General features: G+C 59.5%; 17 protein-coding genes and 1 tRNA gene. 12 read left to right on the top strand and 6 right to left on the bottom strand.

Annotated features, from left to right (window positions below; translation table 11 throughout):
- Nucleotides 1-20 precede the first annotated feature (20 nt).
- Together CWB41_RS10065 and CWB41_RS10070 are read left to right on the top strand one after the other, a co-directional pair.
- The gene (locus CWB41_RS10065; protein ID WP_165204242.1) at nt 21-1,532 is read left to right on the top strand and encodes a carbohydrate porin; all 1,512 of its coding nucleotides are present in this window, start codon (nt 21-23) and stop codon (nt 1,530-1,532) included.
- 491 nt (nt 1,533-2,023) lie between these two features.
- Nucleotides 2,024-3,511 (top strand): NAD-dependent succinate-semialdehyde dehydrogenase, encoded by a 1,488-nt coding sequence (locus CWB41_RS10070; RefSeq protein ID WP_115836839.1) that lies wholly within the window; start codon nt 2,024-2,026, stop codon nt 3,509-3,511.
- 79 nt (nt 3,512-3,590) lie between these two features.
- Here the strand turns inward: CWB41_RS10070 and CWB41_RS10075 are convergent, their stop codons facing one another.
- The gene (locus tag CWB41_RS10075) at nt 3,591-4,310 is read right to left on the bottom strand and encodes a GntR family transcriptional regulator (RefSeq protein ID WP_165204245.1); all 720 of its coding nucleotides are present in this window, start codon (nt 4,308-4,310) and stop codon (nt 3,591-3,593) included.
- A 1,165-nt stretch (nt 4,311-5,475) separates the two neighbouring features.
- On the opposite strand from CWB41_RS10075, the gene CWB41_RS10080 reads away from it, so the two are divergent.
- The 6 genes from CWB41_RS10080 (at nt 5,476) to CWB41_RS10105 (ending at nt 11,492) form a co-directional block, all read left to right on the top strand.
- The gene (locus CWB41_RS10080; protein ID WP_115836837.1) at nt 5,476-6,468 is read left to right on the top strand and encodes an ABC transporter substrate-binding protein; all 993 of its coding nucleotides are present in this window, start codon (nt 5,476-5,478) and stop codon (nt 6,466-6,468) included.
- A 146-nt stretch (nt 6,469-6,614) separates the two neighbouring features.
- Nucleotides 6,615-7,406, top strand: a complete 792-nt coding sequence (locus CWB41_RS10085) for an ABC transporter permease (protein ID WP_181902969.1) — start codon at nt 6,615-6,617, stop codon at nt 7,404-7,406.
- Nucleotides 7,403-8,245, top strand: coding sequence for an ABC transporter permease (locus tag CWB41_RS10090; protein WP_207206603.1), 843 nt, complete (start codon nt 7,403-7,405; stop codon nt 8,243-8,245). The genes CWB41_RS10085 and CWB41_RS10090 overlap by 4 nt, the downstream gene beginning before the upstream one ends.
- Entirely contained in the window at nt 8,235-9,035 is an 801-nt protein-coding gene (locus CWB41_RS10095) for an ABC transporter ATP-binding protein (RefSeq protein WP_207206604.1), read from the top strand. The genes CWB41_RS10090 and CWB41_RS10095 overlap by 11 nt, the downstream gene beginning before the upstream one ends.
- 135 nt (nt 9,036-9,170) lie before the next feature.
- Entirely contained in the window at nt 9,171-10,442 is a 1,272-nt protein-coding gene (locus CWB41_RS10100; RefSeq protein WP_115836835.1) for a Rieske 2Fe-2S domain-containing protein, read from the top strand.
- Nucleotides 10,443-10,520: 78 nt separating this feature from the next.
- Nucleotides 10,521-11,492: a PDR/VanB family oxidoreductase gene (locus tag CWB41_RS10105; protein WP_245411293.1), complete on the top strand. Its 972-nt coding sequence runs from the start codon at nt 10,521-10,523 to the stop codon at nt 11,490-11,492.
- Between the two features lie 173 nt (nt 11,493-11,665).
- On the opposite strand, the gene CWB41_RS10110 is transcribed toward CWB41_RS10105, so the two are convergent.
- From CWB41_RS10110 to CWB41_RS10120, 3 genes are all read right to left on the bottom strand, one after another.
- Nucleotides 11,666-11,759 (bottom strand) — tRNA-Ser (locus CWB41_RS10110).
- Between the two features lie 77 nt (nt 11,760-11,836).
- Nucleotides 11,837-12,730, bottom strand: a complete 894-nt coding sequence (locus CWB41_RS10115; protein WP_115836834.1) for an alpha/beta fold hydrolase — start codon at nt 12,728-12,730, stop codon at nt 11,837-11,839.
- Nucleotides 12,731-12,826: 96 nt separating this feature from the next.
- Nucleotides 12,827-15,058: a lytic transglycosylase domain-containing protein gene (locus CWB41_RS10120; protein ID WP_165204248.1), complete on the bottom strand. Its 2,232-nt coding sequence runs from the start codon at nt 15,056-15,058 to the stop codon at nt 12,827-12,829.
- A 297-nt stretch (nt 15,059-15,355) separates the two neighbouring features.
- On the opposite strand from CWB41_RS10120, the gene dapA reads away from it, so the two are divergent.
- The 3 genes from dapA (at nt 15,356) to CWB41_RS10135 (ending at nt 17,232) form a co-directional block, all read left to right on the top strand.
- Nucleotides 15,356-16,249: a 4-hydroxy-tetrahydrodipicolinate synthase gene (dapA, locus tag CWB41_RS10125; protein ID WP_115836832.1), complete on the top strand. Its 894-nt coding sequence runs from the start codon at nt 15,356-15,358 to the stop codon at nt 16,247-16,249.
- A gap of 12 nt (nt 16,250-16,261) precedes the next feature.
- Complete coding sequence (smpB, locus tag CWB41_RS10130) at nt 16,262-16,738, top strand: SsrA-binding protein SmpB (RefSeq protein ID WP_115836831.1); 477 nt, start codon at nt 16,262-16,264, stop codon at nt 16,736-16,738.
- 104 nt (nt 16,739-16,842) lie between these two features.
- On the top strand, nt 16,843-17,232 hold the full coding sequence (locus tag CWB41_RS10135; RefSeq protein ID WP_115836830.1) for a VOC family protein: 390 nt from the start codon (nt 16,843-16,845) through the stop codon (nt 17,230-17,232).
- 15 nt (nt 17,233-17,247) lie between these two features.
- Here the strand turns inward: CWB41_RS10135 and CWB41_RS10140 are convergent, their stop codons facing one another.
- On the bottom strand, nt 17,248-17,946 hold the full coding sequence (locus CWB41_RS10140) for a uracil-DNA glycosylase (protein ID WP_115836829.1): 699 nt from the start codon (nt 17,944-17,946) through the stop codon (nt 17,248-17,250).
- A gap of 12 nt (nt 17,947-17,958) precedes the next feature.
- Nucleotides 17,959-18,576, bottom strand: a complete 618-nt coding sequence (locus CWB41_RS10145) for a LabA-like NYN domain-containing protein (RefSeq protein ID WP_115836828.1) — start codon at nt 18,574-18,576, stop codon at nt 17,959-17,961.
- 331 nt (nt 18,577-18,907) lie between these two features.
- Between CWB41_RS10145 and rpoZ the strand changes: the two genes are divergently transcribed.
- Nucleotides 18,908-19,303 carry a DNA-directed RNA polymerase subunit omega gene (gene rpoZ / locus CWB41_RS10150; RefSeq protein ID WP_115836827.1) on the top strand — a complete coding sequence of 132 codons (396 nt, stop codon included), beginning with the start codon at nt 18,908-18,910 and terminating at the stop codon, nt 19,301-19,303.
- The last annotated feature ends 86 nt before the right edge of the window (nt 19,304-19,389 follow it).

Raw genomic sequence — 19,389 nt, forward strand, 5'->3', positions numbered from 1 at the left:
AGATGACTTGGGGGGTGGTGATGGAAAGGCTTGCGTGCCGGCTGAAGCTGACTTGTTCTCATGCCCTGTTCGGGGTAACGAGCGCGACCGATCCTGCCTCCCGGCAAGCGTCGGCGTGTGAGGCGGGCGTTAAATTGGCGGGGAAGCTTTCCACCTTGAGCGCTGCAGCGATCGCAGCGGCTGTAAGCTTCTATGGGGCGGCGGAAGCGGCGGATTTACCGAGCGATAAAGACGCCAGTTCACCCGCCTGGGCCGGCGCGGTACAGCCCACCCCGCAACCATACTGGATCGATCTGCGGACCAAGCCCGTCGCGGACTTCGGCAGAACGCTTGCCAGCCAGGGTATCTATCTCAGCGGTTTTGAAGACGGGATGTATAATAACGTCCCGGCCGGCGGCATCATGCATGGCTCGTTCTTTACGAACTGGGCCGTGCTGGGCGTCAATCTCGACATGGCACGGATCGCGGGGATCAACGGCGCGCAAATGCATATCGCTGCGGACAACGTCGCCGGCGATGGGCATAGCTGGAAGTACAACGGCGCGGATTGGGCATACCTCGAGAACTGGGGAAACCATGATGGGTTCCAGCTCCGCGAGTTCAGCTGGGATCAAAGCCTCTTCAATAATCACATGTACATTCTCATGGGTCGCACAGTACCCAAGAGTGGCGAATTCGACGGGTCGGAGCTCTATTGCCTCTTCGATACGTTCATGTGCTCTACGCCGACCATGTATGGCGCGACCGGCGCACCGCCGTCCTTCGTGACGTCGAGCTGGGGTTTCCGCATGCTGATCAAGCCGACAAAAGACACCTATGCGAAAGCCGGCGTCTGGGAAGACGAACCGCTGCTGCATACAGTGGGGCATGGCGGTTTTCCGGGTGAAGATTGGGACTTCAACAAAGGCGTCGGCCTCTTTGTGCCCGCTGAGATGGGCTACAAAACGACATTCGCCGACGACAAGTATCCACGTCATTACGATGTCGGTTTCACATACGATTCGTCCCGATACACGGATCCGCTCTACGGGTCCTCTGAATCGCACAAGGGTAGGAGCGAGGTCTTCTTCCAGGCGCAGCAGATGGTCTGGCGGCCTGATCTCGATGATACCCGTGGCCTGACGGTCTTCGGCGCGCTCAATGTACGCACAACGGGTGAGGCGCCGATGCGGGACAGTCTGGTCGCGGGCCTGTTCGATCGCGGTCCATTTGAGTCTCGACCGAAAGACTTCGTCGGCCTTGTCGTCCAGAATTTCTGGTTCAACAACAGATACACACAGGCCGTCGACAATCTGATCGGGCCAAGCGGCAGCGTTTCCCCGACCGAGACGATGTTGGAGCTTAATTACGGCGCCAAGATCGGACCAGGTATCACCCTCATTCCTTATTTCGAATATATCTGGAACCCGGATCTGATGGGAGATTCCACGCCGGTCGCCGGAATCAACAGTGCCGTGCAGGTGGGATTGCGGTTGACCGCCGAACTCAACGACGCCCTCGATCTTCCGGTTCTCGAGCGGGTCAGGAATTAAAATATAACGGCTCCGTAGGCGAGGGGTTGTGCAACGGCGAGCGCCGGTTACGGGTTCCGTAACCGGCGCTTTTGCGTAGGAAGCACCTCATCGCCAACGCGCGCCGTCTCGAAAAAATTGAGGCGTGGAAGCGGATACAGAGTTTGCTTTCCAGCGGCGCCGCGCGATGAACCCAGCCGCGATCCATTTCCAGATTTTGATGTGGCACGCAATTGGGCTACGCCCCGGATGCCGCGAATATCGAAACGATCCCTGACCATATATTCGTCACGGTACGAAATATTTTTCGTCAATTTGCCTTCTGGTTCAGCAGAATTCCGGCCTGCATTTCGAGGGCGCCATCTCGCTCAAGTACGAATGTAAGAGATGGAATACCATAATATATAATGTTAGATGATGCCATGGCCGGGAGGTTCCCGGCCAGTGACATTGGCGGAGCGGTGCCGATGCTCCTTACCTGCCTTTATGTTGATGAGGGAGTTTTGAGAGAGATGAGCGAACGTGCGGCAAGCGAACTTGGATTGCGGGACGCGACACTCTTAAGAAGCGAAGCCTTTATCGATGGGCGATGGCTGAAAGCAGACGGGGGAGGCAGCTTCGGCGTCGATAACCCGGCGACCGGTGCGTTACTGGGTTCCGTGCCAAATATGGGGGCAGGCGAAACGGAACGGGCAATTCTCGCGGCAAATCGCGCTTTACCAGCCTGGCGCAGGCGCACGGCGCACGAGCGCGCAGCCATCCTGCAGCGTTGGCACGATCTGATACTGGAGAACCAGGAGGATTTGGCGCGTATCATAACCGGAGAGCAGGGGAAGTCGCGTTCCGAAAGTCGCGCGGAGGTCCGTTATGCAGCTTCCTTCATTGAGTGGTTCGCGGAAGAGGCAAAGCGCGTCTACGGAGATGTAATTCCAACGGATATCGATGGGCGCGTTATTCTCGCGATCAAGGAGCCGATCGGCGTCACCGCGGCAATCACGCCGTGGAACTTTCCATGTGCCATGATCACCCGAAAGGCCGCACCGGCGCTGGCCTCCGGTTGTACGTTGGTTTTAAAGCCCGCGGAAGCGACGCCTTACTCAGCCTTGGCGCTTGCGGTTTTGGCCGAACGCGCCGGCATCCCTCCCGGAGTGTTTTCCGTCGTGACCGGGGCACCGGCCGAAATAGGGAAAGAACTGACCGGAAACCATCTCGTCCGAAAGCTGAGCTTCACGGGATCAACGGCCGTCGGAAAGAAGCTGATGGCGCAGTCGGCCGGAACGATGAAAAAGCTATCGCTGGAATTGGGAGGCAACGCGCCGTTTATCGTTTTCGATGATGCGGATGTCGAAGATGCGGTGCGGGGTACGATCAATTCGAAGTTCCGTAACTGTGGTCAGACGTGCGTCTGCACAAATCGGATTCTCGTCCAAGACGGCATTTATGAGCGATTTCTTTCGGAGCTTTCTATAGCGGTGGGTCAGCTCCGTGTCGGGGCCGGCATTGAAAATGAACAGGTGGATCTTGGACCACTGATCAATATTGCCGCTGTCGAAAAAGTCGAAGCGCATATCGCCGATGCTGTCGCCAAAGGCGCGAAAGTTGTTCGCGGCGGTCACAGACATTCGGCTGGCGGATCCTTTTTCGAGCCGACGATCATTTCCGGTGCAACCTCAGAAATGCTGATCGCCCAGGAAGAGACGTTTGGACCGGTTGCGGCTCTCTTCAGATTCAAAACGGAAGCCGAAGCCATCGAGATGGCAAACGATACCCGTTACGGGCTCGCATCTTATTTCTATAGTCAGAACCTGAACCGGACATGGCGAGTGTTGGCGGCGCTCGAGTTTGGAATGGTCGGCGTGAACGAAAGCCTGATTTCGACCACAGTGGCACCATTCGGTGGAATCAAAGAGAGCGGGATCGGCCGAGAAGGCTCGAAATATGGCATCGACGAATTTTTAGAGATCAAGTACGCCTGCATTGGCGGATTAAAATCCGAATAGGATGTTCGCGGGCCTTAGCTATGGGGAATCAGATACAGCGCTTATGCGCCTTCAACTGGAAAGCCATACCCGCGAGGGATCATTTTCTTAAGGAGGGCCGGGGAAGTTCTTTTTCCGCTTCCCGGTAATATTCGACCAGTGCCGCCTGGGCGAGGGCCGCGGCGTTATTTACATGAGCGACACATGCCTGGACTGCGGCGTCCGGGTCGCGCCGCTCAATGGCATCAATGATCAGGGCCATCTCCTTTGGAGCGTCCCTGTCGCGCCGCGGCGTAGCGATCGTCACCGCGCGCAGAAAATTAATGCGACCGTGCAGAGACGAAACAATTCGCCCGGCAATGTCGTGCTTCGAATGTCTGAAGAGAATCTGATAGAAGGTCGTCGTTGCGGCGAGAACCTTTACAGGTGATTGAAGCGCATAACTGTCGCGTATCGTCTTCAGGGTGGCTTTCAGCCTCTTTATTAAATCAGGCGTCGCGGTCAACGCACAGACTCTCGCGGCTGAACCTTCGAGTTGGCCTCGAATCTCGTAAATTTGGCCGGCCTGGTCGGGAGAGACGTGAGCCACAACTGGGCCGCGGTTGGGCGCATTTTCGACGAGCCCTTCGGCCTCAAGTTGCCTGAGGACCTCCCGGACGACTGTTCGACTGACGGCTAATTGTTCGCAGAGATCGCGCTCGACAAGTCTCTGGCCGGGCTTGAAATGCAAGGTGGCGAAGGCGTCGCGCATTTTTTCGAGCGTTCGTTCACGCAACGTCGATGATATGCGTTCCACCTTTAGTGATTCACTATCTGACACAATCCCTCCGCTTCATCAGTAGTCTCAAGGCTGGGCACCTAATTCAATATACGATCCCTCGAAGATTCGTTCTCCGTCAAGTATAACGGAAAGAAAGCCCACACGTTATTGAGAAATAGCGGGCGGTCCGATTACGCTACGCCGATGTCAGAACAGCGATATGGATGGGCTAACCGGATAAAACCGCGAAAATTCTTTCGCGGCATACCCTGATGGAAACAACAGGCTTGCAAGCTATAATATGATGGAATTCCATCATATATATGAGTAATTATCCTTTGGATGGCAACTTGAATTTTGAGATATGGTTTGCGCTAAAGTGCGGCCGTTGCGAAGAATAAGCGACTTTTGAGCATTTGGCATTTTCGTAGATTTACACCGCCGGCCTGCGCTGCCGACTATGATACGAGAGCGGAAAATAGTTGCACAGGTCCGCGCTCTCACGCTCGTTTGCCGGACATATTTTGATGTAGGTCCCGGGGCGAGAACGCTTCTCACTTTTACTTGAGCGCTATCAATTCGCGTAAAACGTCTTGAGCATTCGTCTGCTCATTTAAAAAAGCGCGGCGCCGGCGAGCTGAGCGCCGCCAGGTGCTTGAGTTCGAGAAAGTCGGACGTCGCTGATGACATGCCGCGTCCTGCGGCGAGATCGTGATCGCTATTAAATCAAGTTGCGAAAGAAAGCGGCAATCACTCCAGGAGGTATAAACGCAGTCGCAAATATTTGCGAAGGCTTCGCACTGGAAGACATCTCGACGCGGGTCCGATCAATCACGTTTATCACAGCCATGGCAGGCAGCGACTCGCCGCAGCCCATCTTTGCATTCGCTCTTCATACCACGTCGCAAAATTTCTTATTTGCGCAACGTGGAGCGGTCCAATTCTTGCGAGGCGTGACGCGCCACTCTGTTCCAAGTGACAGGAAGACGGCAGGCGGTGATTCTGGCGTCGCTTAACACATTATCGTGAGTAAACTAATGGTATACCGTCATACATATTACGCGAAGCAAATGCGCCGAGGGTCGGCTGTGTTCGGTCGCGGTCGGACGCTTGTAGCGAGCCAGGCGCGTTCAGCACGCGAAACGGCAGTGTAGATGAACTGTGCGCAGCGATGATGTGAACCTTACATCCCGCCGGTTGACCGGCGGCCCCTTGAGATAATCCAATGTCAGGAAAAGAAAGCATGGTCGACCGCAGGTCACTCAATTGGCGCGGGCTGCTCTTCGTTGCGGCGAGTATCGTACAGCTTGCTTCCGCCCCGGTTGCGTCCGCCCAAGCTCCAGCAGCGCTCACGAAAATTCGGGTTGCCGAGACACCGGGCCTTCCAACCGCCTTTATCAAGTTCGGCATTCAAAAGGGCTTCTTCAAAGACGAAGGCCTCGATGCGCAAGTGATGAGCATGCCCGGCGGGGCGCAGGAGGTCGCAGCGGCTCTTTCAGGGGATGTGCAATTCACCGGCGGGGATGTCGTGGCTTTCACGATTTTTCGCAGCCACCACGTCCCTGTTGTGATCGTCTCTCCTGGCACGGCCGGAAGCACCGATATTCATGATGATTATGCCGCTCTGATCGTCCCGCCGAATTCGCCGGTGAAGAAACCGCAGGACCTCGCCGGCAAATTGATCAGCACGAACGAACTGAACAACATCGGCATGGTCTTGTCGCTCGCTGCCTTGGAAAAATATGGCGTCGCGCCATCGCAAACCCATTGGGCAGAAATGCCGCTGCCCGATGTCATGGCGGCTCTTCAAAGCGGACAGATCGCAGCGGGTTACGTTGTCGAACCTTTCCTCAGCATAGCAAAGGCCGCGGGTTTTCATGCGGTCCTCTATCTGGCCGCGGAGTATGGCCCGCACACGCAGATTGGCATTTCCCTGACGACCGAAAGCTTCCTTGCTTCGAATCCGAAAGCGGTCGCGGCTTTCCAGCGGGCGCATCAGCACACGGCGGAATATGTCATGGCCCATCCCGACGAGTATCGGGCGGCGCTCGTGAAAATTGCCGGCATCAAGCCCGCCATCGCGGCAAAAATTCATTTGCCGGTTTATCTGCCAGAGGTGAATCGAGAAACATTGACGCGCGTCGGCCAAACCATGGTCAAGCTTGGAGTGCTGGACAAGGCTCCGGACACCAAATCTTTCTACGCACCGGCGCCATGAACCGGTGCGGGGTATGTTTGAAGCCCATTTTTACTCTCGAGAGAGAGAGACATATTCATGAGTGTCGCAGCGTGGAAAATTGGCCTGTTTGATGCTTGCTTACCGCGAGCCAAAAACGGCCGGAATTTTGCGGAGTCTATCGTTTCGTGAGCAGGGTATCTGTAAATCGTTCATGGCGGAGTTTCGTTCTGGGGAGTGCGGGCGTCGCCACATTTCTCGCTTTGCTGGAGTTCATCCCGGATAGGCATGTTATTGATCCGGAGTATCTGCCACCAACGTCCGTGATCTTCAGCTCGCTGTGGTCGCTTGTTCACGGGGAAGTGTTTTGGTCGGCGCTGGGGAATACCCTGCTGACCTGGGGTGCCGGTTTAGCGATCGTGACTGTCTCTGGAGGTGTGCTCGGTACCTTGGTCGGCTCGGTCCCGCTTCTGCGCAATGTGACCAATTCGACTGTTGAATTTCTGCGGCCGATACCTTCCGTCGCGCTGGTTCCCGTCGTGATTCTGTTGTTGGGCACGGGTCGCGCCGCGACGCTGTTGCTGGTTGTCTATGCCTCGTTTTGGCAGATCTATATCCAGGTCATCTATGGCGTACACGAGGTGGACCCCGTGGCGCGCGATACGGCGGCAGTCTACCACTTCGGCACGGGCAGGATCGTCCGGGATCTGATCTGGCCGACCGTATTGCCTTACGCGATGACAGGCTTTCGGCTCGCGGCGGCGGTCGCGCTGATGCTGACAATAACGGGCGAGTTGTTGATCGGCACGGATGGCCTCGGCCGATCGATCGTACTGGCGGAGAGCGGTGGCGACGTTCCGACCATGTATGCGCTGATCTTCGTCACAGGTATTCTTGGATTGCTCGTGAATCTCGTGGTCCGCCGGTTCGAGCGCTGGGCGCTGAGGTGGCACGTATCAGTTCGATCGGAGCTTGCATGAGCGCGATAACGCAAACCTTGTCACCGAGACCGTCGCGCATCGGGCGCACCTGGCGTCCTGTAATTATGCATGTGCTCTACTTCGTGGGCCTTCCAGCCGTTCTCCTCGCGGCTTGGTGGATTTCATCGCGCGATTCGAGCAGCATGTTATTTCCGCCGCTGAGCGACATCCTGGCCGACTTTGGTCCGACCTGGATGCAGGGACGGCTGATGACCGACGCATTGCCGTCGATCGGTCGGCTGCTGGCGGGTTATGGAGCCGCGGTCATATTCGGTATCGCCTTTGGCATGGCCATCGGCCTTTCGCCGAAGCTCCGGGCGTTCATTGAGCCGGTGTCCGAATTCTTCCGTGCCGTTCCGGCCCCGGTGCTCGTGCCGGTGCTCATGCTGCTTCTTGGTATCGGCACGACCATGAAGGTGTTCGTCATTGCATTCGGTTCATTCTGGCCAGTGTTGCTGAACACCACCGAGGGCGTGCGCGCGCTGGACAGCGCCTTGCGCGACGTCGCGCAGACGTATCATTTCCGGCGCGGAACCTTCCTCACTGCGGTCGTGCTGCGCGGCGCAAGCCCGCAGATCATGGCCGGCGCGCGGCAAGCACTGTCTCTTGCCGTCATTCTCATGGTGATATCGGAGATGTTCGCCGCCAATAACGGTCTCGGTTTCACGGTCGTTCAATTCCAACGAAGCTTTGCGATTCCCGAAATGTGGACGGGTATTCTGCTTCTCGGCGTGCTGGGCATGGTGTTGTCCGCGATGTTCCGCTTCGTCGAGGCGCGCGTGCTCAACTGGTACGACAATATGCATAAGACGCAGCGAGGAGGTGGCCGTGGCATCTGATAACATACCTGGCGCTGCACTCAGTATCAGAGGGCTGGCGAAAACCTATCCGTCGGGTACTGAAGCTATTCGCAACATCACTTTGGAAGTCATGCCGGGTGAGCTGGTCTGCATCGTCGGCCCATCGGGCGCTGGCAAGACGACATTGCTGCGGTGTATTGCGGGGCTTCTCTCGCGTTCGGGCGGGGAGCTGTTTCTTGCGGGGAGCCGCGTTTCGGGCCCGCCGATGGGCATGGCGGTCGTCTTCCAGGAATATGCGCGGTCGCTCTATCCGTGGTTCACGGTCTTCCAGAACGTGGAACTGCCCTTGCGGGAAAAGGGAATCGGCAAAGCGCAACGTCGCGAAATGACGCTTAAAGCGCTCGATGCCGTCGGGTTGGACGATTTCGCCCAATCACATCCGTGGCAATTATCCGGCGGTATGCAACAGCGGGTGGCGATTGCCCGAGCGATTGCTTACGAGCCGAAGGTTCTTCTGATGGATGAGCCATTCGCCGCAGTCGATGCGCAGACGCGGGCCGACCTAGAAGACCTCGTTTTGAAGCTGTGGAAACAACTGAATACCACAGTCTTGTTCGTTACCCACGATATCGAGGAGGCCATCTATCTCGGGCAGCGTGTCGTGGTCCTGTCCGGGCGCCCGACGGAGGTCCTAGAGGATATTCGCATCGATCTTCCAGCGGAGCGGGATCAGTTGACGACGCGCAATGCGCCGAACTTCGCCGAACTTCGCACCCATGTTTACAGACTCATCCAGAAGGCCAAGCAGGGCCATCGCCGCGTGGCCTAGCCGCCACGCGAACGGATAGGGCGCAACGGAAATCCGGCCGAACGGGGTTCGACCGAGAAACCTGCAGTCCATCTCAACGAATACGAGGGCGCGTTCCGCGCACGTGCATTCACTGAACCACTAAGAGGTCGCTAGATGAAAGCCGAAATTGCTGAAAAATTGGTCCGGACCGGTAAAGGCACACCCATGGGCGAACTCATGCGCCGCTATTGGGTGCCGATCCTGATGTCGAGCGAACTTCCGGAGCCCGATTGTGCGCCGTTGCGTGTGCAGATCCTCTCGGAGAATCTCCTCGCATTCCGCGACAGCACCGGGCGTCCCGGCCTCGTCGACGAATTCTGCTCTCACAGAGGCGCTTCGCTCTTCTTTGGTCGCAACGAGGAAAACGGCATCCGTTGCTCGTATCACGGATTGAAATTCAACGTTCTTGGCGAATGTGTTGATGTTCCCTCAGCGCCGCAGGCGTGCAAGCAGATGGGAATAAAAGGCTATCCCTGCGTCGAACGTGGCGGCCTCATTTGGGCCTATATGGGGCCGAAGGAACTCCAGCCGGTGCCTCCCGCGCTCGAATGGTGTGAGCTCGATCCCTCGCATGTATTTTTTTCGAAGCGCATTCAGGAATGCAATTATTTGCAGGCGATGGAGGGCGGCATCGACACGGCGCATGTCTCGTATGTGCACCGCTATGAGATCGACGAGGACCCGGCCTACCGTGGCTCAAAGTCGAATGATTATATGAAAGCCGATGGCAATGTTGTCTTCGAGATCGACGACACCGAATTTGGCCTTTCGATTTATGGGCGTCGAAACGGCGAGATCGATTCCTATTATTGGCGCGTGACCCAATGGCTGTTTCCCTGGTTCACGCTCATTCCGCCCTCCGGCGATCACCCGCTGACGGGGCACATTTGGGTGCCCATCGATGACTGCCATTGCTGGACGTGGAGCATCAGCTTCCGGCCGGACAAGCCGCTGACCGAAATCGAGCGCGCAGAAATGCGTCGCGGCGCGGGCATCCACTTCGACTTGATCCCTGGTACTTTCAAGACGAAGACCAATCGCGATAACGACTATCTGATAGACCGCCAGTCGCAGAAGGATCTCACCACTTACAGCGGCATTCGCGGTTTCGCGATGCAGGACGCTTCGCTCCAGGAAAGCATGGGCCCGATCCAGAATCGGGAAAACGAAAAGCTTTTGCCGACGGATCGTGCCATCGCGATGGTTCGTCGCGCGCTTCTGGACGCGGCCGATGCGGTTCAGCGCGGAGAGCCGGCGCCGGCCCTTTCGGCCGAGTGCCAGCGCGTGCGCGCCGCCGCGGTGTTGCTGCCACGCGAGTCCAAGCCTCAGCCTTGGGCGGAAGAGCATCTGGTCGACGCGATGGACGCCCCCGTCTATGCGTTGTAACGCCAAATGTTCTTGTTCTGCATTTTCGGTCCGCGCCCTGGTTTCCGATGTCGTTCACCGGCGTAGAGGAGCGGTGAGTTGAGCGGGCCGAAAATTTCCGTCGTTGTTGATGCGATCATGGCGGAGGGGCGGGGCAACCTGGCCGTTCGCCTGGTCGCGCAGGACGAGCAGCACTTGCCCGCGTTCGAGGCGGGCGCGCATGTCGATCTGCATTTTGGCGATGGCTTGGTCCGTCAATATTCCATCGCCAGTTCACCGCGAGACCGGGATCATTATCTGCTATGCATTCGGCGAATGCAGGCGTCCCGGGGCGGCTCCGCCTACGTGCATGACCGTTTGCGAGTCGGAGATCCGCTCCAGATCTCGCAGCCGCGCAACTTGTTCGCGCTGGAGCCCGCAGATCATTACATCCTGATGGCCGGAGGTATTGGCATTACGCCATTGTTGTCGATGGCGGAGGCGCTGGATCAATCGAAAGCGCGTTTCGAACTTCATTACTACGTGACATCCCGCAGGGATGCGGCGTTCGCCAGGCGCCTGGCTGCCGGGTTCCGCCACGGCGAAGTCCATCTGCATACCAGCGAGGCTGGCGATGGCAGTAGAAAAGGGTTGCCCGCCAGTATTCAGGCACCGCTGCACGCGGCGCGGCTATATTTGTGCGGCCCCGAAGGCTTTATGCTGCACGTAGCCGATCAGGCCACGACGGCGGGTTGGCGCGAAGACCATATCCATCGCGAAGCATTCGCTGCACCGGAGGTTACCGCGCCGACGGCAGGCGACGCCGCGTTCCAGGTCAAATTGGCGTCGAGCGGGCGCGTCTTCGACATCCCGGCCGATCGCAGCATCGCATCGGTTCTGGTCGAGGCTGGCATCGACGTGCCGTTGTCCTGCGAGATCGGCATCTGCGGCATGTGCCTGACCCCAGTCGTCGACGGCATCGTGGATCACCGCGACAGCGTGCAAAGCGATGCCGAGAAAGCAGCACCGAGGCAGAGCATTGCGCTTTGCTGCTCGCGCAGCCATTCGCGTCTGATCACAATAGACTTGTAAGGGCGCCAGCGGCGCCCCAATGCGTGACCTAGAAGGTTCTTGGCGCGGAAGAGGTTTCCCGGCCGTGCGTCGATAAGTTGAGCAGTTAGCCGAGCGCAGACCCATATAAAGCTGCAAAATCAGCGGCTTGCATAACGACGGTAAATGATAGTGGACGGGGATAAATAACGCGCTGGCGGAGACGGAGGGATTCGAACCCTCGATAGGGCTTTACAACCCTATAACGGTTTAGCAAACCGCCGCCTTCAGCCTCTCGGCCACGTCTCCAGCGGGTGGGGACCATATGCCCGAGGCCCGGCCCGATGGCAAGGCGCAAGCACGGCTCGGAGGCGGTGTTTTCCCGTCTAGGCCATTTCCGCCTCGGCCACGAAGGTGCAGATGCGGGCGATCGCCGCATCGTCCATCAGCAGCGGCGGGTGGCCTTGTCCCTCCACCACGTAGGTCGCGCAGTTCCTGTGGCGCCGGGTCATTTCGACGAAAGTCTCCGGTGAGAGGAGATCGGAATTGCCGCCACGGATGGCGAGCAAAGGCACGTCCGCCAGCGCCTCGAAAAGTCTCCAGCAGTCCGGCGGCGGTTCGTCGAGCCGCAGGGCTTCGAGCGGCTTCACCAGCTTGGGGTCGAAGGTCGCGCCGAACGTCCCGCCCGGCTTCTGGAACGACGCGCGGGCATAAGCCTCGATCTCGGCTTCGCTCAGCGCGGGAAAATGCGCGCTCATCGTCTTGCGGACGTAGTCTATCGCGTCGGCGAGCGAATTCGGCGCGGCCGGATAACGCAGATATTGGCGGATACGGGAGAGGCCCTGCAATTCGATCACCGGGCCGACATCGTTGAGCACCACGCCGCGCACCAAAGCCAGCCGTGCGGCCGCGAGCAGCATCGCATGCAGGCCGCCGCGCGAGGTGCCGATGAAGATTGCCTCGTGAATTTCGACCGCCGCGAGTTGCGCCTGAATGTCGGCGTTCTCGAAGGCAAGATCGTAATGGCGCCAGTCGGCATCGTAATCGGATTCGCCGCGGCCGCGATAATCCACGGCGATGACGCGGCGCTTCTGTCCTGCCGCGCCGGCAGCGAGCGCTTCCGCGAGCGGGCCGAAATCCGCGCCATTGCGGGCAAGGCCCGGCAGGCAGACGACCGGCAGGCCGGGGTCAAGCGGGCTGCCGTAATCGCGAAGATGCAGCCGCAGCCCGTCCTGCGCGCTGACGAACCAATCGACATAGGCGGATTGCGTGCGGGTCATCTACGGAGAAGCCAGATGGGTCAAGGCCAAGAGCCTCTTCTACCACAGTCTTCGGCGCAGGGAACTTAAGCGCGGTTTTTTGCCGTGGGCGCCGCGTCAGAACTTCGCCGGGTCGCTGAGGGCGACATCGGTTTGGGGCGCGGCCTTGGCGGCATCGGCTTTCGCCGTGGCGCTCTTCGCCGTCTCGGCCTTGGCCTCGTCGAGCGCCGCGAAGCTCGCCCGGTACATCGCCCAGTTCTCCATCACGCGCTGCACGTAATTGCGTGTCTCGGTGAAGGGGATGCGTTCGACCCAATCGATCGGATCGACGCCAGGCGTGCGCGGATCGCCATAGGCATCGATCCATTCCTTCACGTGCCGGCCGCCGGCATTATAGGCGGCAAAGACGAGGATGGGAGAGCCGCGCTGCTCCTCGAAGAGCTGGCCCAGATGCGCCGCGCCGAGCTTGGCGCTGAAGGCGGCATCGCTCAGCAGCCGCCCGGCATCGAAATCCATCTTCACCCGCTCGGCGGTGCGTTTGGCGGTCGAGAGGATCATCTGCATCAGCCCGCGCGCGCCGGCGGAAGAGATGGCGTGCGCGTCGAAGGCGCTTTCCTGCCGCGCGATGGCATAGACGATCGCCGGCGGCGCCGAATTCTCCACCGGCGTATAGGCGGGGATGCCGTAGGTCGGGTAGGCGAGGGCATCGATTGATATGCCGCGCTGCGCCAGCACTTTGCCGATGATGAGGGAATCATGCGCGTTGTGCTGGGCGGTGACGACCTCGGCGAGCGCGGCAACCTGGGCCTCGCTCGTCAAATGGTCTGCTGTACTGCTCGCCAGCGCCATTGCGAGGTCCTTCTCGCCGATGGCGAAGAAAAGCTCGACGATGCGCACCGCTTCGTCGCGTTGCGGGCGTGGCGGCACCGGCGCCGCGAGGCTGCGCAAGGCGATCGTGCGCAGGCCGAGTCTCGCCCGGGCGAGCTGGCCATAATAGGTCGCAGCCCTTTCCGCCGCCTTCTCGTAGAAGGCTTTGGCTCGGAGATCGGCATCGTCGGTCTGGGAGATTTCAGCCGCGCGGCCCTGCCAGTAGGAAATCCGGGCGATGGAGATCGGCGTTTGCGCAAGACCAGCGGCGACGTCGAAATGATGCGCGGCCCGCACCGGATCGTTGAGGAAACGCAGAGCGATCCAGCCGGTATGGAATTCGGCGTCGATTTTTGTCTCGTTCGATTCCGCCGCATGTTCGTTGCAGATTTCATAGGCCGTCGCCGGATCGCCGGCATCGAGCAGCTTGCGGGCTAGAAGCCGCCGCTCGATCCACCAGGCGTCACCGTCGATCAGCACGGCAGGATCGCGTGGCGCGGCCAGCATGAGCGCGGCCGCCTGAGCGATCTTGTCCTCATGCCGCAGCTTGTGAATGCGGGCGTAGAGGAAAGCCGGATCGTGCCGCAAGTCCGGCGGCACGGCATCGAACATCGCGTCACTTGTCGTATCATCGTTGGTGGCGGCGAGCAGGCGTGCCAGCACGACTTCGTCCGGCCCCGCGAGCGCGGCATTGCGCAGGCCGCCGGCGTTGTCTTCTTCATAGAGCAGGCGGTCCGCACGGGCCTTGTAATCGGCGGCGCTGAGATAGGCGCCGAATTCGCTGCGCACATGCGCTTCGAGCGAGGCGAGAAGGTCGGAATGCCGCCAGACATCGCGCACCAGCGCCTGCGCCTCGGCGTCTTTGCCCTGCTCGCGCAGGGCGCGCGCCTCCGCCAGTTTGCCGAGCGCGGTCTGCGGCTGGTGTGTGGCGAAGAAATTGTCGATCAAGACCGGGTCGGAATGGTTCTGGTAAAACCCGGTTTCGATCCGGCGGACGAGGAAATCGCGCGCCGGCCAATCGGGATGCGCGATCAGAAAGGCGTGGAAACGGTCTTGCCCGGCATCGCGCGAATTGCGCAGCGCGACCCATTCGAGCGCGGTGCGGACGATCGGATCGGTCGCGCGCCTCGCCTGGGCGTCGCCCTGCGTCAGATCGCCGGCTTTATAATAGGGGAGCGCCTCGCGCAGGCCGGTGAGGTCCAGGCCAAGCTGCTGGCCGATATCGATAGGCGGTAGAGGCGGGCTTTCTTGCCGGGCTGTTTCCGGCCCATGCGCACGGCCGGATTCGACAAATTGTTCGAGCCCGGCCATCGCCTCGTTTAGCAAGGTGCCGAACCAGGAGACCATATGGGCGCGGGCCGGCGCGGTGCCGTCGAAGTCAGGCTCCGGCAGGACAAGCCAGGTGAAGCTGATCGCGGCAAGGCCGAGGCCCAGTCCGCAGATCACCCATGGAAAACGAAGCGCTTGGCGCCGAGCAGCCATGTAAGCCTCTCGAACCTTGCGTTTGCCGAACCCCGGAGACAGAAAAACCATGGCGATTCTTCCATTCTGCCGGTCGATTCGTTAACAAACGTCAACCTTTCCGCCTTGGCGGAAAATCGATGCGCCCCCCGACCCGGAAGTCTCAGCGCATTTCAAATCAATAACTTGCCAACTTTCTCCAAAGGCCGTTCCGGCCCTTGCGCGCAGCGGCGGCAACACGCACATGGACTTGACTACGCAATTGTCGGTAGAGACAGGTGCAAAACTAAGGCAGTCAATACAGAAGGAATGGCCAAAATGGCCAAGAAGGCCGCTTTCAAGGGCTCGATCACGGCATTGGTGACGCCGTTCGCCGCGGGGCAATTCGACGAGGGGGCGTATCGCGCCCTGGTCGATTGGCAGATCACCAGCGGCACGCATGGCCTTTCGCCGGTCGGTACGACGGGCGAAAGCCCGACGCTCTCTCATGAGGAGCACAAGCGCGTGGTCGAGGTCTGCGTCGCGGAGGCGCGCGGCCGGGTGCCGATCCTCGCCGGCGCGGGCTCCAATAATACGGAAGAGGCGATTGATCTCGCCCGCCACGCTGAGAAGACCGGTGCGGATGGCGTCCTCGTCGTCTCGCCTTATTACAACAAGCCATCGCAGGAGGGGCTTTACCGCCACTTCAAGGCGATCAACGACGCGATCGGCATTCCGATCATTCTCTACAATATCCCGCCGCGCTCGGTGGTCGATATTTCGATCGACACGATGAAGCGCCTGTTCGAGTTGAAGAATGTCGCGGGCGTCAAGGATGCGACGGGCAATCTGGCGCGCACCGCGTTGCAGCGCGATGCTCTGGGGCCGGATTTCATCCAGCTCTCGGGTGAGGACATAACGGCGCTCGCCGTTCTGGCGCATGGCGGCGATGGCTGTATTTCGGTCACCTCGAATGTCGCGCCGCGGCTATGTGCCGATTTTCAGGAAGCCGGCCTCAGCGGCGACTTCAAAGCCGCTTTGGCGATCCAGGACCGGCTGACGCCGCTGCATGCGGCTTTGTTTGTCGATCCCAACCCTGCGGGGCCGAAATATGCGCTCTCGCTGTTCGGCAAGATCGCCGACGAGTTGCGCCTGCCGATGCTGCCGGCAACGCCGCCGGCGCAGATAGCGGTGCGGGCGGCGATGCAGCACGCCGGCCTGCTGCCGAAATGACGGGCGCCCTCATTGGCTGAGAAGAAAGAGACCAATTTCAAGGTCGTGGCGGACAACCGCCGCGCCCGGTTCGATTATGAGATCGGCGAGACCTTCGAGGCCGGCATGATCTTGACCGGGACGGAGGTCAAATCGCTGCGCACCGGCAAGGCCACCATCGGCGAGAGCTATGCGAGCCTCGACAAGGCGGGCGAACTCTATCTCGTCAACGCGACGATCCCCGAATATCTGCAGGCCAATCGCTTCAACCACGCACCGAAGCGGCAGCGCAAACTGCTTCTGAACTCACGCGAAATCATCCGTGTTGCGAAAGGGCTTGAACGCGAAGGCATGACCCTTGTGCCGTTAAAGATCTACTTTAACGCTCGCGGCCGCGCCAAGATCGAACTCGCGCTGGGACGCGGCAAGAAACTGCATGACAAGCGCGAGACGGAGAAGCAGCGCGACTGGAATCGCGAGAAGAGCCGCCTTCTGCGTGAGCGAAATTAAAGCGGGCGTCATTGCGAGAAGCGTCAGCGACGAAGCAATCCAGCTTTTGCCCTGGATTGCTTCGCTTTGCTCGCAATGACGGTGGTTTGTCGTACGGAGTTCGAATGCTTGCTCTCAAGATCGATCATTGCGTCATCCACGTTTCCGACTGGGAACGCTCGAACCGGTTTTATCGCGACGTTCTCGGCGCCGAGGTCGTGCCGCGGCAGGGCGGCTTTTCCTACAAGTTCGGGGATTTCCTTTTGAACTGCCACGGTCCGGGTATCACGCCCAAGGCGGTGGCACGGGTGCCGGTAGCGCCCGGCAGCAGCGATCTCTGCTTCGAATGGCCGGGGCCGTTGGCGGAAGCGATCGCGCATTTGCGGGAGCAGGGCGTTGCGATCGAGCTTGGCCCGATTGCGACGCGCGGCGTCAAAGGCGAGGCAAACAGCGTCTATTTTCGCGACCCCGACGGCTCGCTTTTGGAATTCATGTCCTATTCCAAGGATCAGTAGGTCGCGGATCTGGCGTTAGGCCGGGACGGGCGCCGCCGCATCGAGATAGGCGCGGACCTCGCCAAAGAGCGCGGTGAACATCTCAGTCGTCAATACGCCGGTGTTCGTGTTGTAGCGCGAGCAATGATAGCTGTCGAAGAGGCTGAGGCTATGCGCGCCGGTGATGAGCCGATGGTGCCGGCCGTGCGCGAATGGGTGGGCCGAGAGCTTGCCGCCGAGCGTGCGCACGACCGAATCATGCGCGATGCGGCCGAGCGCCAGGATCGCGACGAGATTGGGCATGGCGGCGATCGTCGCCGCGAGAAAGCTGCGGCAACGGGTGATTTCCTCCGGCAGCGGTTTGTTCTGCGGCGGCACGCAGCGCACCGCATTGGATATGGCGCAATCGACGAGCTTGAGCCCGTCGTCGCGGCTCTGCCCATAGGTGCCCTGGGCGAAGCCAAGGCTCAGCAAGGTCGCGTAGAGCAGATCGCCGGCATAATCCCCGGTGAAGGGGCGGCCGGTGCGGTTGGCCCCGCGCAAGCCGGGCGCGAGTCCGACGATCAGAAGCCGCACATCAAGCGCGCCAAAAGTAGGAACCGGGGCGTTGAACCAATCTGGATGTTCAGCCCGGTTCCCTTCGCGGAAAGCTGCGAGCCGCGGACAAAGCGGACAATCGCGCTCCGGCGCGACTGGTCCCGCTGCACGGTGGATTTCTGGCCCCGCGCCACTCACATCCGCCCCGGCTCAATCGTCGAGCACATCCTCTTCATAGCCCGCGGAAACAGCATTAGCCGGCCGGCGCTCTGGATGGAATTTCTGCGTACGTTCCTGACGCTCGTTGGGGTCACGCCCGATCTTTGAGGAGAGACTGACGAGATCGACGAATTCGTCGGCCTGGCGGCGCAATTCGTCGGCGACCATGGCAGGCTGCGTCGCATTGGTCGAAACCACAGAAACACGGACACCCTTGCGTTGCACGGCCTCGACCAGCGAACGGAAATCGCCGTCGCCGGAAAAGAGCACGATGTGGTCGAGATGTTCGGCCATCTCCATGGCATCGACCGCGAGCTCGATGTCCATATTGCCTTTCACCTTGCGGCGGCCGAGCGAATCGACGAATTCCTTCGTCGGCTTCGTGACGACGGAATAGCCGTTGTAATCGAGCCAATCAATCAACGGCCGGATGGAGGAATATTCTTGATCCTCGACCAGCGCCGTATAATAGAAGGCGCGGACGAGCTTCCCGCGGCTCTGGAATTCTTTCAACAGTCGTTTGTAGTCGATATCGAAGCCTAGGGATTTAGCGGTCGCGTAAAGATTTGCGCCGTCGATGAATAGCGCAATGCGTTCCTGGTCTGCCATTTAAGTTGTCTCTTACTTTTTGGTTCTTCTGGCTCTGGCCGCGGTCTCAAACCGTCGAGATGGGCGCCAGTCAACAGGGAAGTTTGTGAGTGTTCAGTACGGTTAGCCTGCGTTAGGCATATAATTTCCAGATGTGGTTCCAAGGATTCTCCCCGTCAACCCCATCCCATTGATATTTACATTGGAATTACAATATAAACGGTGCCAGCAACCTTCCGCTTAGTAGCGTAACGAAGCGCTAAAAACTCAGCCCGCACCGCAGGTTGATGAACTTTACGTCTTTTGTGAAAAAGCAGAACCCTTATGAACGGAATTCAAGGAGAGTTGATCTATGGCTCGCGTCACAGTTGAAGATTGTATTGATAAGGTCGAAAATCGATTTGATCTCGTTTTGATTGCTGCGCATCGCGCGCGGATGATCGCCTCCGGTGCTGCGATCACGATTGATCGCGACAACGACAAGAATGCGGTCGTGTCATTGCGCGAAATCGCCGATGCGACGCTCACGCCCGAGGACCTCAGAGAGGATTTCATCCACTCGCTCCAGAAGCATGTGGAGGTCGATGAGCCGGAAGCGGAAGCTGTTCCTGCGCTGACCCCGGCCGTCGACAAGGTCCCATCCGATGCGCCCGGCGATGTGCAGTTCGACCGCATGACGGAAGAGGATCTCCTGCGCGGCCTGGAAGGCCTGGTGCCTCCGGCCGAGACCGAGGACGACGGCGACTAAGTCGCCTCGGTGGCGAGATCAACGGGGCAGGCATTTGCCGCCCCGAGAAGCCTGAGAGGATCGCCGTGCTGGCCGTGAGGCGCTAC

The sequence above is a fragment of the Methylovirgula ligni genome (genome assembly GCF_004135935.1).
Lineage (GTDB): Bacteria > Pseudomonadota > Alphaproteobacteria > Rhizobiales > Beijerinckiaceae > Methylovirgula > Methylovirgula ligni.